The sequence below is a fragment of the Nocardia vermiculata NBRC 100427 genome, from assembly GCF_001613265.1.
Classification (GTDB): domain Bacteria; phylum Actinomycetota; class Actinomycetes; order Mycobacteriales; family Mycobacteriaceae; genus Nocardia; species Nocardia vermiculata.
The window spans coordinates 39,866-53,275 of sequence record NZ_BDCA01000042.1 but is presented as its reverse complement, the minus strand read 5'-3'; the positions used below and the strand labels follow the sequence as shown (position 1 = coordinate 53,275).

Here is a 13,410-nt window from a genome sequence, read left to right as displayed (position 1 = left end):
CCGGGAGAGGTGGATCGTGTCGTGGCCGCGGTGTCGGTGGGGACATCGGTCATGCGTGTGTCGTAGCCGGTTGCGGGGTTCACGACGCGGCCGGCCGCCCACCAGTTCTCGCGGGCCGTTTCGACGATCATCATCATGACGTCTTCTTCCGGGACGTCGGCGAACAATCGCAGGTTGCTGGTAATCGCTTGGAACAGTTCGTTTTTCTGCTCGGCTGTGCGATGGTTGAACGACAGCTGGATGAGCATGGTGCGCTCGCTGCGCGCCACGCCGAACACCACCGGCTGCATATGGAAGTTGTCCGGGGTGACTTCCAGAAAGACGTGAAACTGGTCGTCCTGCGGGATCTTCAAGACCTCGACCATGGCTCGGTGGAGGGCTGTCGAGATATTGCGACGGTGCTCGGGGGTGGTGCCCTGGCGTAGGTAGATGGTGATCAGTGGCATGGTCGTTCCTTTTCGGGACGTCAGGTGGTGGTGCGTGGATCTGGAAACAGGCCGGCGGCGCACTGGTTTCGAGGTATCGATCGACGAGGTTCACAGTAGGAACCACGCGAGGCATTCGGAAAGCGAATGGTTCGCATACTGGATATGCTGTTTGCTCATGGACATCACCCTGGTTGGCCTGCGGGTGCTGCGTGAAGTTGCCGAACGGGGGACCTTCACGGCTGCCGCCCGGACACTGGGGTACACACAGTCGGCCGTCTCTCGGCAGGTGGCGGCGCTGGAGCAGGCCACCGGTACTCGACTGTTCGACCGGTATCCCGGCGGTGTGCGGCTGACCGTGGCGGGCCGGGCTCTGCTGCGACATGCTGTGACGGTGCTGGACGCGCTCGATGCGGCCACACGGGAACTCGGCAGGGGAGAGGACGACTCCGGTCCGGTGCGGCTCGGATTCTTCCCTGCCGCCGGAGCGGTGCTCGTCGCTCGCGCCCTGGCGACCATGTGCCGCCAGTACTCCCACATCCGGGTCACCACCCGGGAAGGTGCGACACCATCGCTGGTACGGGGATTGCGTGCCGGAACACTCGACCTCGCTCTGCTGACCTCGCGGCCGCCGCATCGGTTGCCCGACACCGATGATCCGTCCTTGCTGGTGGAACCGCTGTTGGACGACCATTTGGTTCTGGCCGTACCGGCACACGGCCGGTTCGCCGACCACGACGGCGTCACCGCTGCAGATCTGGTCGGCGAGAAGTGGATTGCCGGCCCCGCCGCCGCCGACGAGCCGTCACTGGGTGTCTGGCCGGGCTTGCCCGGACGACCCCGCGTCCATCACACCGCTCGAGATTGGTCGACCAAACTGCACCTGGTCGCGGCCGGAGCAGGCATCACTACGGTCCCCGCGACACTGCGGTCCGTGATCCCGGCGGGCGTCCGCATCGTCAGAGTCGAGGACCTTCCCGAGGAACGACGCCGCATCAGTGTGGTTCGCCTGCCGGGGCCTGCCACGGCCCCGATGCGCGTCCTCGTGCACACCCTTCGTCACCACGCCTCCGACCTCGCCGAGCAGAACCGCGAATAGGGGCCGGCAGCACAGTTGTCAGCGACTGTTGCCGTGTCCGGACCCTGAGTTGCCGGTGCCGGCCGACGCTCGGGGAGGGCGCTTCGAATCGTGCGAATCGGCCTGGTGGAAGGGGTTCGCGCGGCGTAATCTACCTGCAGCTGTGGCGGCCGCTGCCGGCGGAGGTCTGGCACGTGTCGGCCACCCCGGCGCGGATTGTGCTGTATGCGATCTCGCTGGCGGGCTGGGCCCTGGTGCTGAGCTCGACCTTCGCCATCGATCACTTCGACCTTTTCGGTGTGCGGCAGGTCGTTCGCCGGCTGCGCGGACAGCCGGGCGCGGACCCCGATTTCCGTACGCCCGCGCTGTACCGGACGGTCCGGCATCCGCTCTATCTGGGCTTCGTGATCGCCTTCTGGGCGGCTCCGACCATGACCGCCGGTCGGTTGCTGTTCGCCGCCGTCACCACCGGCTACATTCTCGTCGCCGTCCGCTTCGAGGAGCACGACCTCGTCGGGGTCTTCGGTGATCGCTACCGCAACTACCGGCGACAGGTCCCGATGCTCGTCCCGCATCCGCATCACCGCGGCGGCGTACATTCGGCCGGTCTCTGACGCGGACCGGATGGCGGTGCGCGGCGCTGTCGTCCACCGGAACGAGACCAGCGCACCGATTCTCAGGCCGGTGGCTCGGTGTGCCCGAGTGTGATCGTGTGGACGTTGTTGTCGTCAGCGCTGATCGTGACGCGGCCGGTCCGCGGGGGGTAGCCGGTGGTCACGACGGTGTAGTCGCCTGGGGGTACGCCCTGGATCGTGTAGCGGCCGTGGGGGTCGGTGCGGGCGCGCGCGACCGGGGTGCCGGTGTCGTCGAGCACGCTGACCGTCGCGTTCGCCACCGCGCCGGCAGTGGAGTGGACCCGGCCGGTGAGTACGGTCGTCGGTGTCATCTCGATGTCGTGGTGTTGTGTCCTGGATCCCGAGGGCAGGGTGAGGGCGGTGGGTCCGTAGCCGTCCGCCGATACGATCAGCATCCGTGCGCCCGTCGCGGACGTGTCGATCAGGTAGCTGCCGTCACGGCTCACAGTGGTCCGCGAAACCTTTTGTCCTCGTTGATCGATCAGGGTCAGGACCGCGCCCGGAACGGGGCCGCCGGTCGACCCGCGAATACGACCGCTGATCGATCGGTGCTCTCCGGTTGTCGGCGGATTCTCGATCGGAGAGCTCGTCAACAGGGTGGTGGCGCCCGGGGCGCCGTTTCCGTCGCCGACCGGTACCGGCCGCGGCACGGTCGCCAATTGTGCGTGCAGTGCGAACAGTTCACTTCCGACCGCGGGGGCATCGCCGGCGTAGTCACTGCCCCGCACGGTGAGGCCGAGGCGGGCGGCGAGGTCGGCCAGCAGATCGTCCAGATATCCGAGGTAGTGCAGGGCGTGCTGCAGTTGCACGTTCTCCGGTGTGACCGACACGATCTGTTGCAGCCGCCGGATATCGTCGGCGCGACGGCCCCACACACCGGATGCAGATGTCTCGGCGGAGTTCTCCCGGGCGGGCTCGTTCTCGACGATCTCGGCGAGCTCGTCGATCGAATCGGCAAGCCCGGCAGTGAGTGTCAGCAAGTGTTCGCGTTGTGGGGAGGTCAGCAGCGCTTCGCCACTGCCGACCGACATCTCCCGGGCGCAGACCACGGCCACCCGCAGGGTGGTGCGAATATCCTCGGCGCGCGCGTGGTCCCCGCCGGGCAGTCGAATGAGTGAATTGCTGAACCGGTCCAGTTCGTGTGCGGCCTGATCCACCGCCCGGGCCTGTTCCCGGGTGCCGTCCGCGCCGGCGAACCCGCTCCACACCTCACCGGACTCCCGCACGAAACTGGCCAGGGAACGCACATGGGTGACCTGCGCGTGGCGTAGCAGGGTACGAGTCGCGATCGGCAGCACCACCAGACCCACCGCGGTGGTGACCAGCGCGCCGATGGCGTTCTCACCTGCGCGCAGCACCACGATGGAATCCTCGTATCCCCCTGTGAACGCGTAGAGCTGGATGAGTGCGAAGGCCAGTGCGCCGGCCCACACCGAGTAGTAGGCGCTGATCGCATAGGCGCCCACTGTCAGTGCGATACAGAGCAATACGACGGTCGCGAACGGATGCTGCACCCCGACCAGGTGGGCGACACCGACACCGATGAACCCTCCGACGAGTGTGCCGAGGACACGTTTGACGGTTTTGCGCACGCGGTCGTGGGGGGAGTGTGTGCCGCCCATAACGATCAGCACGCCGATCAGCGCCCAGTAGTAACGGTATCCGTTGAGCGCATCGCCCAGCGGCAGCACGATGAACAACGCGATCAGCGTCTGCGCGGCGACTCGGAGCTCGGGTTTGGGGTTGGCCCAGACATTCCACGGTGACCGCATGCCTCCGGAGGCGAGGACTCGATTGGCCAGGAGTCCGGCGCCGGGCAGTCTGCCCTTCTCCAATTCGACGGGGGTGGTGAACGGTTCGTGGTCGGCGTCGTCGGGCAGGTCGCCGATGCCGGCGAGCCAGGCCTCGTCGGCCCGGCGCAGATCGCCGAGGAGGGCGACGAATCGGTACAGCCTCGCGACGAGCAGTTCGTGTTCGGGATCTCGAGAGTCCTCTTCGTGCCGGGCCAGCCAGTCCAGCAGTGCGGGCGCGGGCGGGTCGCCGCGGTCGAGATCGGCGAGGGCGGTGAGCACGTGCGTGCGGACCTCCTCCGGTAGCGGGCCTTCGCAGAGCGCGATCGTGGTCCGGCCCAGGGCATGTGCGGCGCGTTCGGTGTCGAAGACCAGCCGATGAATGCGTTCCGCGGTGGGTCCCGGCAGCCCGGAACTGGTCAGATATCCGTCGACGAGCAGGGCCGCATCGTTGAGCCGATTCATTTCGGTGCGCAGTGCCCGGATCGCGCGGGCACTACCGCCCGATGGCTCGAGCAGCCGGGTCACCCGTCGGAGGACGTAGCGGGTGCGGGCGAGAAATCCGCGTTCGACGTGGACGAAACCCGTCTCCGGGCGCATCCGGCACAACACCACCTGGACGACTGCCGCGGCGACGGCAGCCACCGCGACGATCGGAGCGATGTATTTCATCTGTTCCACCGGGATGGGCACCAGTAATCCACTGAGGAATCCGGCGAAGAACATCACGCCCGCGTCCTGCCCGAACTCACCGAGGAATGCGGGAGCCGCGACCTGCACGACCACCGCGGCGGCGGCCAGCAGCAACGCGGCGAGCCGATAGGGTTCGACCTCGATCGCGCAGAACAGGGCGAGCAGGAATGCGGGCACGCCCCAGACGCACCGGACCGCCAATCTGCCCGCGGTGGGTCCGGCGACCGTCAAACCGACCAGCAGGCCGACCATGCCGCCGTAGGTGAGGCCGAAGATGACCGGATGCCCGAGTGCGCGAGCCATGCCGTAGCCCACGGCCAGGGTGGTCGCGAAGACCGCGAGCATCCGCCATCCCGCTCGCAGCCGGGCCAGGGCCGGGTCGGTGGCCTGCAGATGATCGCGTAGCCGGACCAGCCCGGGCGGACGGCTGGTGGGGCTTCTGTCGCCACTGCCGAACACCCGTGACAACAAGCTGCGCTCCTGACTCCCCGATGATCGCGAACCGATGAACCGGTCCGTCGTGCACGCCGCCGTTGCCGTGCCCCCACGCCAAATTACTTAGCAAGGCTAAGTTATTTGCTGCAGTCGTGCAACTATGCAGTACTGCAAAAAGGTTAGGATCATTGCGATGAGCAGTGTCAATACAGGTGCGGGCCTCCGGGAGCGCAAGAAGCAGCAGACGCGTGAAGCGCTGCATCGTGCCGCCATGCGCCTGTACGCGGAGCGGGGCGCCGACTCGGTCACCGTCAACGACATCTGCGCGGCCGCCGGCGTCTCACCGCGCACCTTCTTCAACTATTTCGAGTCCAAGGACGGCGCAATCCTGGACTGGTACGAGGAACAGGCCGGCGGATCGCTGGCCGATCGCATCGCCGCCCGTCCCGCCGAAGAAGCACCCCTGCTCGCCATCTACGAGGCGATCACGGCGGGGATCCGGCGCCTGCAACGGAGTCCGACCTGGCGCGAGTATCAGCAACTGATGCGCCAGAACCCCCGCTTGGTGCCGGGCTCGGTCGCGGACGCCCGGCGCTCCCAGGCTCTCATGTGTGAAGGAGTGGCCCGGCGGACCGGTCACACTGCCGACGACCTCTATCCCCGCGCGCTCGCCGCGGCCGCACACGCGGTCACACGTGCGGCGTTGGCGCAGTGGGATCCCGCAGCCCCGGAATCCGATCTGCCGGCCATCCTGGACGCATCGTTCCGCATGCTGGCGTCGGGGTTTGTGCTGCCGTCCGAGTAGTAGGAATCGTTCACCGCAGGAATAAGGCGTCGACGAGCACATAGGCCGCCACCGCGAACACCAGATACGCGAACCAGCTTTGCAGCCGGTCGGTGTGGAGCCAGTTGCCGAAGTGTCCGGCGATCAGTGAGCCGAGGATTGCGGTGCCCGCGAATGCGGCGGTGAGCGCCCAATTCACTGTCGTTCCGCTCAGATGTGAGACCAATCCGGACGCGGAGTTGGCGACGATGATCACCAGTGAAGTACCCACCGCCACAGGCATTTCCACGCCGAGCATGAGCACCAGGGCGGGAATGATGAGGAATCCGCCGCCGACACCGAACAGGCCGGTCAGGAAACCGACCGCCAGTCCGGCCGAGATCGATCGGGGAGCGCATCGGCGCCAGTTGATTCCCGTGCCCCGGACCGCGCACGCGGTACCGGTGTCGCCGTGGTCGGTGAGCATACGTGCACCGGCCAGGATCATCACCGCCGCGAATCCGATCAGCAGCGCCCGCTCGGGCAGGAGGCGTCCCACCGCGCTGCCCGCGAAGGTGGCCGGGATGCCCGTCGCTGCGAAGATTCCGGCCAGGCGCCACTGGATCCGCCCGGCTCGGATCTTCGGTACCGCACCGACGGCCGAGGCCGCGCCGACGACGATCAGCGAGATCGGAATGGCCTGCTCCATGCTCAGGTCCAGCCCGAACACCAGCGCCGGAACCGCGAGAATCGATCCGCCGCCGCCGAGTAGTCCGAGCAGCACACCGATCACCGCGCCGAACCCGAGCGCGAGCGTCACCGTCATTGCGGTCCTTTCCTCGGAGTGTGTGCCGTCGGAGCGGGAGGTGTCGGGTGGATCACGACACCGCCGGCCGCGGGCCGGCCTGCCTGTGGGGTATAGGCGCCGACCAGGGCCTTCGGTCGAGTCCACAGCGTCCTGCCTTCATCGTACATATACCCCTGGGGGTACTTGACATACCCTAGGGGGTATATGGCACCCTGGGGTGTACCGAGGCAGAAACGACGTTGACGGAGGGATTCATGATTCTCGAGCAGTACTACATCGAGTGCCTCTCGCATGCTTCCTACCTCATCGGTGACGAGGGCACCGGCCGGGCGATCGTCGTCGATCCCCGGCGTGACATCACCGAATATCTCTCGGAAGCAAGGAAATACGGGCTGCGGATCGAAGGGGTGATCAACACCCACTTCCACGCCGACTTCGTCTCCGGGCACCTGGAACTCGTCGATGCCACCGGCGCGTGGATCGGATTCGGTGCGGCCGCCGAGACCGACTACCCGATCCGCCGGTTGCGCGAGGGCGAGACGATCAGCCTCGGCGAGGTCGAACTCGAGATCCTGGCCACTCCCGGCCATACCTGGGAATCGATTTCGGTGCTGGTGCGCGAACGGGCCGGCGCTGTTCCGGCCGCGGTGCTCACCGGTGATTCCCTGTTCATCGGCGATGTCGGCCGCCCCGACCTGGTCAATCTCGGGGACGGCTCGGCCGGTGATCTGGCCCGTGCGATGTATCGCACCGTGCACGAGAAGCTGCTGGCCCTGCCCGATGCGGTTCGCGTCATGCCCGCACACGGTGCGGGCTCCTCCTGCGGCAAGAATCTGTCGACGGAACTGACCTCGACCATCGGTGAACAGCGTGCCTCCAACCCGTCCGTGCAGCCGATGAGCGAGGACGATTTCGTCGCCCTGGTCACCGACGGGCAACCTGCCGCCCCCGCCTACTTCTCGGTGGATGCCGCGATGAACAAACGTGTCCATCCGCTACTGGCTCAGGATCACACGATTCCCGAGCTGCGTCCGCAACAGGTCGCGGCCGAACTTGCCGCCGGTACCCGGGTCCTGGATGCGCGCAGCGTCGACGACTTCGCCGCCGGGCATCTGCGCGGTTCGGTCAACGTCGGGTTCGACGGACGTTTCGCCGAGACCGGTGGCATGGTCGCCGAGGTGGGCGAGAAGATCGTGCTGATCGCCTATCCCGGCGAGGAGCAGGAGGCCGCAATGCGCCTGGCCCGCATCGGATCCGACGGTGCGGCAGGCTATCTGAACGTCGACCGCGACGGAGTATTTCCCGCCGAGCTGACCGACCTCGTGCAGCCCGCATCCCGGACAACGGTGGACGAGCTCGGCCGGTTGCTCGACGCCGACGCGGTCACCCTCGTCGACATCCGTAATCCCGGTGAACGTGAATCCGGGGCCATCCCGGGCGCGGTAGCGATCCCGTTGGCGCAGCTGCGCGTTCGCCTGGACCGGGTCCCCACCGGCAAACCGATCGTGGTGCATTGCGCAGGCGGCTGGCGTTCGAGTGTCGCCGCGTCATTGCTTCGCGCTCAGGGCTTCTCGAATGTCACCGACCTGCTCGGCGGCTACAACGCCTGGGTCCAGGCGCACGCCCTCGTCTGACGTGCGCCCGCGTTTCCGGCCCGTCCAGGGCGCGGCTCCCCCATGACCGACATGGGGGAGACCACCAACTCGACCCGCTGCCGGACCGACCGGGCCGGCGGCTCTCATCCAGGAGGATTCCATGTGTTATCCCGTCGCCTGCGCGAAGTGCGGCAAGACCGGATGGGGCGGCTGCGGCCGGCACGTCGACGCCGTGATGGCCTCGGTGCCCAAGGTCGACCGCTGCACCTGCAGCCAGGGCACGACAGCGGCCCCAGCCGAGCGGCGAGGTTTACGCTCGCTCTTCCGCCGCTGATTCGCGCACTGCCGGCGCATGGTCCAGACGTGTGAACCATCACGGGATCGGCGCCGCGTCAGCTCTTCGGCCAGGGTGATCGGTGTGGTGTTTCACGGTCACTGCACGATGGCCGTGTCACCGTGGGAGAACGTCTACCGCGATTTCCCCGCCGAGGTGATATCCCGCGTTCAGATGCAGATTGTCGCCACTCCAGAAACGGCCCGGGTCGTACCAGTTCGGGCGTTTCTCCGGAAGGAGGTCCATCGCCTGGTAGGTCATGGCGACGATTTCCGCGCAGTAGGCGTTCTCCAGCCCTGCCTCACGGGTTTTCGAACGCTTCGGCCGCGGGATGCGGCCGCGAAACCATCTGCCCGCCAGTGCGGTTGTCGATGGGAAGGGCATGCCGTCCAGTCGCGCCACCGTGCGCAGGGCGGCGTCCTCCATCTCGCGGGTGACCGGCCGATCCAGCTGGCGCAGCCACGCTTGCTGCCCGTAGTCGTCCGTCCAGCGCAGGACCGCGGCCCGCAGATCGTGCAGCTGGGCACCGCGATGGTGGGTGCCGGACCACACGTCGGGTAGCGCCCGGCCCAGTTCGGCATGCCAGATCAGGGCCGGTAGATCGTCGACGACCACCGCCATGCCGACGTGGTTGACCGGGCTGTTGGTCAGGCCCCGGATCGCGAGGTCGGCGCCGGAATGCCCACGGAACAGCCACAAGTCACCGGTCCGGGTGAGGTCCACGGCTTCATCCAGGCCGATACTCGACGGCGATTCTCGGGGCACACGACTAGCCTAGGTGTATGCGCTGGTGGAAGGTACTCGGTTTGGCCGGTGCCGCGGGTGTCGCGGCTACCGGAGTAGTCATCGTGCGATCCGAACGGCAACGCCGCGCCTACACCCCGGAACAGGTCCGGGACCGGCTGCAAGCTCGCCTCGGTGACCAGGACGCACCGGCCGGCAACGGCAAGCACTGATCCGGACCGGCAGCGGGTTCGATTACTTTCCGATCCTCGACACGTCGTCATCTGCACAGTGATGTCACGAGATCGAGGAGAAGCATGATCGACCTGAAACCGGCCGCCGAGGCCGTGATCGACCTGCTGCCGAATATCGGCACCGCACAGTTCGACCACTCGACACCTTGTGCCGATTACACCGTCGCCGATCTGCTGCTGCATCTCGACGAAGTGGCCCGCGGATCCACCGCGCTGGCCCGCAAAGCTGCGGTGCCGGCGACCGCGGAACCGTCGGATATGTTGTCCGACAACAATTGGCGCACGACCTTGGCGGACCGCCTGTGGGAACTCGCCGCGGCCTGGGCCGACTCCACCGCCTGGCAGGGCACCACCGATGCCGGTATCGAACTGCCGAACGAGACCTGGGGCCGGATCGCGCTCACCGAATTGGTTGTCCACGGCTGGGATCTGGCTCGAGCCGTCGACTGCCCGTTCGCGCTCCCGGAACCGATATTGCAGGCATGCCTCGACCATGTCGTCGACTTCGTTCCGAACGCCCCGATCCCCGCCCTCTGGGGTTCGGCTGTGGCGGTTCCCGAGGATGCGGCACTGCTCGATCGGATCGTGGCAGTGACCGGGCGCGTCCCGGGCCCGGTTCGGGGAGGGGCCGGGCACGCTTCGCCGAGCGGAGACGCCCGATCGGACGTGGCTTCGGTGTCGGTGAACGGTGTCGCTCTCGGCATCGAGAGCTTCGGCAGCGAGGACGATCCGCTGGTGCTGCTGGTCGGCGGCACCACCATGCTGTCCTGGCCCGACTCGTTGTGCGAGCGTCTGGCGTCCGGCGGGCGGCGCGTGGTCCGTTACGACCTGCGGGACTCCGGTGCATCGACGACTCTCGACCCCGAGAACCCGGCGTACGACCTACGGGACCTCGTCGCCGACGCAGTCGCACTGGTCGAAGTGCTCGGCGGCGGGAGCGCCCACCTCGCCGGCATCGGCGTCGGCGGGATGGTCGCGCAGGTCGCCGCGGTGGAACACCCGGACGTGTTCTCGGCGCTGACGCTCATCGGCACCCGCCCGGTGGCGCCGGGCCCGGTCGATGCGGACCTGCCCGACCACGACCACGCGGTGATGGGCCCGCTGTTCTCCCGCGCGCAGCCGGACTGGACCGATCGAGACGCGGTCGTCGCGTTCGCCACCGAGGGCGCCCGGCTGATGGGCGACGATCCGCGGGAGGCGGGTGCGGCGGCGGCCCGGATCTGGGACCGGACCCCGTCGCGCGATCCCGCCGTGCATCAAGCGAACCAGCTCGCAATGGTGTTCTCCCGGATCGACTGTGCCCCGCGCTGGCGGGAACGGCTGAGCGAACTCGGTCTCCCCACGCTTGTCGTGCACGGTGCTGCCGACCCGTTCTTCCCGGTCGGCAACGGCCGTGCCCTCGCCGCCGATATCCCGGGCGCGCGACTACTGGTCCTCGACGACATGGGTACCGCCGTGCGGGACGCTGCGGCCGACGAGATCGCTGCCGCCATGCTCGCCCTGTAACCGCCCGGGGTCGGTTTCACGCCCGGGGCACGTGGGGGGACCGGTCGATCTCGAGAACCGCTTTGCCGTGCAGCCGCCGGTCGAGCAGTGCTCGTGCCGCTTCGTCGTAGCGGGTCCACGGGCCGCGAAAGCTGATACCGGTGTCGAGGCGGCCGGCGGCCACCTCGGCGGCCAGCCAGGTCAGGTCGGTGGAGAAGTCGGTGGCGGGGTCGGCGAGCAGGTAGAACGTGCGGATCGATCGGTCGTGTCGTCCTTCGGTGGCCAGGAGCGCCTCGGGTGGAAAGACGGCGTCCTCCCCCGAGGAGCGGCCAACGCTCACCAGCATGCCGCCGGCCTGTACGGCAGCGAAGGCGTCCACGAGTTGCCGGCCGCCGACGTTGTCCAATACAGCGAACACGGGCCGGTCGACCTCGGCCGGATCGGTATACACCTCGTGCGCGCCCAATGCGCGCAACCCGCTGTCCTGGGACGGGTCGGTGCTGATCGCGACAACCTCCGCACCCGCGCGGGCGGCCAGCTGCACCGTGTAGCGGCCGACGCCACCCGAAGCGCCGGTGATCATCACGCGCCGCCCGAGCACTTGCCCCATGCGGCGCAGCACGTGCACAGCCGTCAGACCGGCAACCGGAATCGTGCTGATCGCACCGAGATTCGCGTCGTCCGGGACGGCGCCGAGCAACGTGGCCGGGACTGCGCGCAGCTCGGCCCAGCCGGCTGCACCCAGCGTGACCACCGGGGTTCCGACACCGGGGCCCGATCCGTCGACCGCCGCGCGGACCACCACACCTGCTGCGTCCCAGCCGATTACGGCACCGTTCGGCGCGTCCGGATCGGTGGCGCCCTTGACCTCGCCGTAGTTCAGCGACACCGCGTGGACTTGTACCAGCGCTTCGTCCGGCGCGGGAACGGGGTCGGCAACCTCTGTCAACGAGAGGTGTGCCGGTGCGGTGTGGTCGATGACGAGTGCACGCACAGTAGAGTCTCCTTAGGATCAATGTGCCACAGTGTGGCATTTGCTCTACTGGAGCATAAGCTCAAGAGGTGCGTATTCGCTAGACTGCTGTCGATGACACTCTCCGAGCAGCCGGTTTCACTGCGTGAACGCAAGAAGATGCGTACGCGCCAGGCGCTGGTGGAAACCGCGATCTCGATGTTCAGCGAGCACGGATTCGACACCACGCCGCTCGACGCGCTGCTCGACGCGGTGGAGGTGTCGCGGCGCACCTTCTTCCGCAATTTCCGCTCGAAGGAGGATGTCGCGCTCACCGCCGTCAAACAGCTCTGGAATACGTACCTCGACGTGCTGGACGAGACCGAGAAGTCGGGTCCGCTCGTCGAGGTTTTCCGCGACGCGATGCTGACCACCCTCGACCGGATGGACGAGAACTGGTACCGACGTTTCCGCGCGACGCTCGGGCTGATCGAGCAGTCGCCGGCACTGAACGGCTATTCCTTACAGCACTGCGCGGAGATTCAGGAAGAGATCGCCCACCGGCTCGGCGACCCGCGCCGGCTCGACCTGCGGCTACTCATCGAGTTCTGTGTGGCTACCTGGCGTTGCGCGCTCGACGAGTGGCCGGCCGACGGTAGCTCCGGCGAGCTGTCGCACTCGGTGGTGCACGCCTTCGCCATGATGGAAGCCAGCCTGCAGCTGCAGGTGTGAACCGATCCCGGCCTCAGGCCGGTCCGCCGTGCAGACGCGGCCCACGGCGGAACCGTGGTGTGCTGGTCCGCGGAGTGTACTGGCGGGCGGCCGGGTCGGCCGGCTCGTCGACCCGGCGGGTTTCCACCGTCTCGGCCGCATGTCGTCCGTACGCCAGATCGCGGGTGCTGCGCACCGACAGCCGGCCCAGCGAAGTCGCGGCGAAGAACAGGATCACTGCGCCCAGGCCGGTGAAGAAGGAGATCTGCACGAGCGCTTGCTTCCAGTCCGAACCCGCCAGCGGTGTACCGACACCACCGATACCGATGGGGCCTGCCAACGCCGGACCGATCACGAACCACGCGCCGGCGGCCGCGGCCAGCCAGGCGCCCATGATCGCGGTGGCACGGTTACCGCTCACCAGCATCAGCAATCCGCCGAGCACCGCTACCGCACCCGGCAGCACCTGCAGCCAGCCGCGCGCGGCCGACCAGGTCCACGGTTCGTCCGGGGAGTAGCCGAAATCGAAATAGGGGCCGATGAACGGGATGAGTGCGCCCCAGATCCCGAGCAACAGGACCGCGAGCCCGCCCAGTGCGCCGCGACTGCGTGGAATACGCAAGCGGCCGCCATGTCCAGTAGTGGTCGTCCTCTCGTCGACGTCATTCATGACGCCTCCCATCGTCGGCAATTGATGACGTTGTCGCATTACCCGTAATCAGCGGATAT

13 protein-coding genes and 2 pseudogenes are annotated in these 13,410 nt (G+C 67.5%); 9 read left to right on the top strand and 6 right to left on the bottom strand.

All coding sequences use genetic code 11. The features are described 5' to 3' along the window. A partial coding sequence (locus tag NV2_RS28675) for a tautomerase family protein (protein ID WP_067881404.1) occupies window positions 1–446 on the bottom strand: 446 nt, incomplete at its 3' end. Between the two features lie 157 nt (window positions 447–603). On the opposite strand from NV2_RS28675, the gene NV2_RS28670 reads away from it, so the two are divergent. Both NV2_RS28670 and NV2_RS28665 read left to right on the top strand, forming a co-directional pair. Then, entirely contained in the window at window positions 604–1,524 is a 921-nt protein-coding gene (locus NV2_RS28670; RefSeq protein ID WP_067881402.1) for a LysR family transcriptional regulator, read from the top strand. Window positions 1,525–1,667: 143 nt separating this feature from the next. After that, window positions 1,668–2,117: pseudogene (locus tag NV2_RS28665) on the top strand (methyltransferase family protein); the annotation flags it as partial. A 62-nt stretch (window positions 2,118–2,179) separates the two neighbouring features. Here the strand turns inward: NV2_RS28665 and NV2_RS28660 are convergent. Next, window positions 2,180–5,092, bottom strand: coding sequence for a carboxypeptidase regulatory-like domain-containing protein (locus NV2_RS28660; protein WP_157103136.1), 2,913 nt, complete (start codon window positions 5,090–5,092; stop codon window positions 2,180–2,182). Window positions 5,093–5,249: 157 nt separating this feature from the next. Between NV2_RS28660 and NV2_RS28655 the strand changes: the two genes are divergently transcribed. Then, the gene (locus NV2_RS28655) at window positions 5,250–5,861 is read left to right on the top strand and encodes a TetR/AcrR family transcriptional regulator (protein ID WP_067881393.1); all 612 of its coding nucleotides are present in this window, start codon (window positions 5,250–5,252) and stop codon (window positions 5,859–5,861) included. Between the two features lie 10 nt (window positions 5,862–5,871). Here NV2_RS28655 and NV2_RS28650 read toward each other — a convergent pair whose 3' ends face one another. Beyond that, complete coding sequence (locus NV2_RS28650) at window positions 5,872–6,645, bottom strand: sulfite exporter TauE/SafE family protein (RefSeq protein WP_067881390.1); 774 nt, start codon at window positions 6,643–6,645, stop codon at window positions 5,872–5,874. A 236-nt stretch (window positions 6,646–6,881) separates the two neighbouring features. Between NV2_RS28650 and NV2_RS28645 the strand changes: the two genes are divergently transcribed. Beyond that, the gene (locus NV2_RS28645; RefSeq protein ID WP_067881387.1) at window positions 6,882–8,261 is read left to right on the top strand and encodes an MBL fold metallo-hydrolase; all 1,380 of its coding nucleotides are present in this window, start codon (window positions 6,882–6,884) and stop codon (window positions 8,259–8,261) included. A gap of 121 nt (window positions 8,262–8,382) precedes the next feature. After that, complete coding sequence (locus tag NV2_RS33070; protein ID WP_507763254.1) at window positions 8,383–8,556, top strand: DUF8730 family Cys-rich protein; 174 nt, start codon at window positions 8,383–8,385, stop codon at window positions 8,554–8,556. A 117-nt stretch (window positions 8,557–8,673) separates the two neighbouring features. Here the strand turns inward: NV2_RS33070 and NV2_RS28640 are convergent, their stop codons facing one another. Next, entirely contained in the window at window positions 8,674–9,321 is a 648-nt protein-coding gene (locus NV2_RS28640; protein WP_174550646.1) for a hypothetical protein, read from the bottom strand. A gap of 17 nt (window positions 9,322–9,338) precedes the next feature. On the opposite strand from NV2_RS28640, the gene NV2_RS31835 reads away from it, so the two are divergent. The 3 genes and pseudogenes from NV2_RS31835 (at window position 9,339) to NV2_RS32515 (ending at window position 11,039) form a co-directional block, all read left to right on the top strand. Beyond that, entirely contained in the window at window positions 9,339–9,512 is a 174-nt protein-coding gene (locus tag NV2_RS31835) for a hypothetical protein (protein WP_168436210.1), read from the top strand. Window positions 9,513–9,596: 84 nt separating this feature from the next. Further along, a pseudogene (locus NV2_RS32520) lies at window positions 9,597–10,124 on the top strand (TIGR03086 family metal-binding protein); the annotation flags it as partial. A gap of 75 nt (window positions 10,125–10,199) precedes the next feature. Then, the gene (locus tag NV2_RS32515; RefSeq protein WP_067881419.1) at window positions 10,200–11,039 is read left to right on the top strand and encodes an alpha/beta fold hydrolase; all 840 of its coding nucleotides are present in this window, start codon (window positions 10,200–10,202) and stop codon (window positions 11,037–11,039) included. Between the two features lie 16 nt (window positions 11,040–11,055). Here the strand turns inward: NV2_RS32515 and NV2_RS28630 are convergent, their stop codons facing one another. Then, window positions 11,056–12,012 carry a zinc-binding dehydrogenase gene (locus NV2_RS28630; protein ID WP_067881384.1) on the bottom strand — a complete coding sequence of 319 codons (957 nt, stop codon included), beginning with the start codon at window positions 12,010–12,012 and terminating at the stop codon, window positions 11,056–11,058. A 93-nt stretch (window positions 12,013–12,105) separates the two neighbouring features. On the opposite strand from NV2_RS28630, the gene NV2_RS28625 reads away from it, so the two are divergent. Then, on the top strand, window positions 12,106–12,702 hold the full coding sequence (locus NV2_RS28625) for a TetR/AcrR family transcriptional regulator (RefSeq protein ID WP_067881381.1): 597 nt from the start codon (window positions 12,106–12,108) through the stop codon (window positions 12,700–12,702). A 13-nt stretch (window positions 12,703–12,715) separates the two neighbouring features. Here the strand turns inward: NV2_RS28625 and NV2_RS28620 are convergent, their stop codons facing one another. After that, on the bottom strand, window positions 12,716–13,351 hold the full coding sequence (locus tag NV2_RS28620; protein WP_245662820.1) for a hypothetical protein: 636 nt from the start codon (window positions 13,349–13,351) through the stop codon (window positions 12,716–12,718). Window positions 13,352–13,410: the final 59 nt, after the last annotated feature.

Excerpts from the sequence above, each read along its gene's own strand:
- NV2_RS28670 (WP_067881402.1), top strand. The coding sequence starts at position 604 with ATGGACATCACCCTGGTTGGCCTGCGGGTGCTGCGTGAAGTTGCCGAA.
- NV2_RS33070 (WP_507763254.1), top strand. The coding sequence starts at position 8,383 with ATGTGTTATCCCGTCGCCTGCGCGAAGTGCGGCAAGACCGGATGGGGC.
- NV2_RS28620 (WP_245662820.1), bottom strand. The coding sequence starts at position 13,351 with ATGAATGACGTCGACGAGAGGACGACCACTACTGGACATGGCGGCCGC.
- NV2_RS28655 (WP_067881393.1), top strand. The coding sequence starts at position 5,250 with ATGAGCAGTGTCAATACAGGTGCGGGCCTCCGGGAGCGCAAGAAGCAG.
- NV2_RS28625 (WP_067881381.1), top strand. The coding sequence starts at position 12,106 with ATGACACTCTCCGAGCAGCCGGTTTCACTGCGTGAACGCAAGAAGATG.
- NV2_RS28645 (WP_067881387.1), top strand. The coding sequence starts at position 6,882 with ATGATTCTCGAGCAGTACTACATCGAGTGCCTCTCGCATGCTTCCTAC.
- NV2_RS28650 (WP_067881390.1), bottom strand. The coding sequence starts at position 6,645 with ATGACGGTGACGCTCGCGCTCGGGTTCGGCGCGGTGATCGGTGTGCTG.
- NV2_RS31835 (WP_168436210.1), top strand. The coding sequence starts at position 9,339 with ATGCGCTGGTGGAAGGTACTCGGTTTGGCCGGTGCCGCGGGTGTCGCG.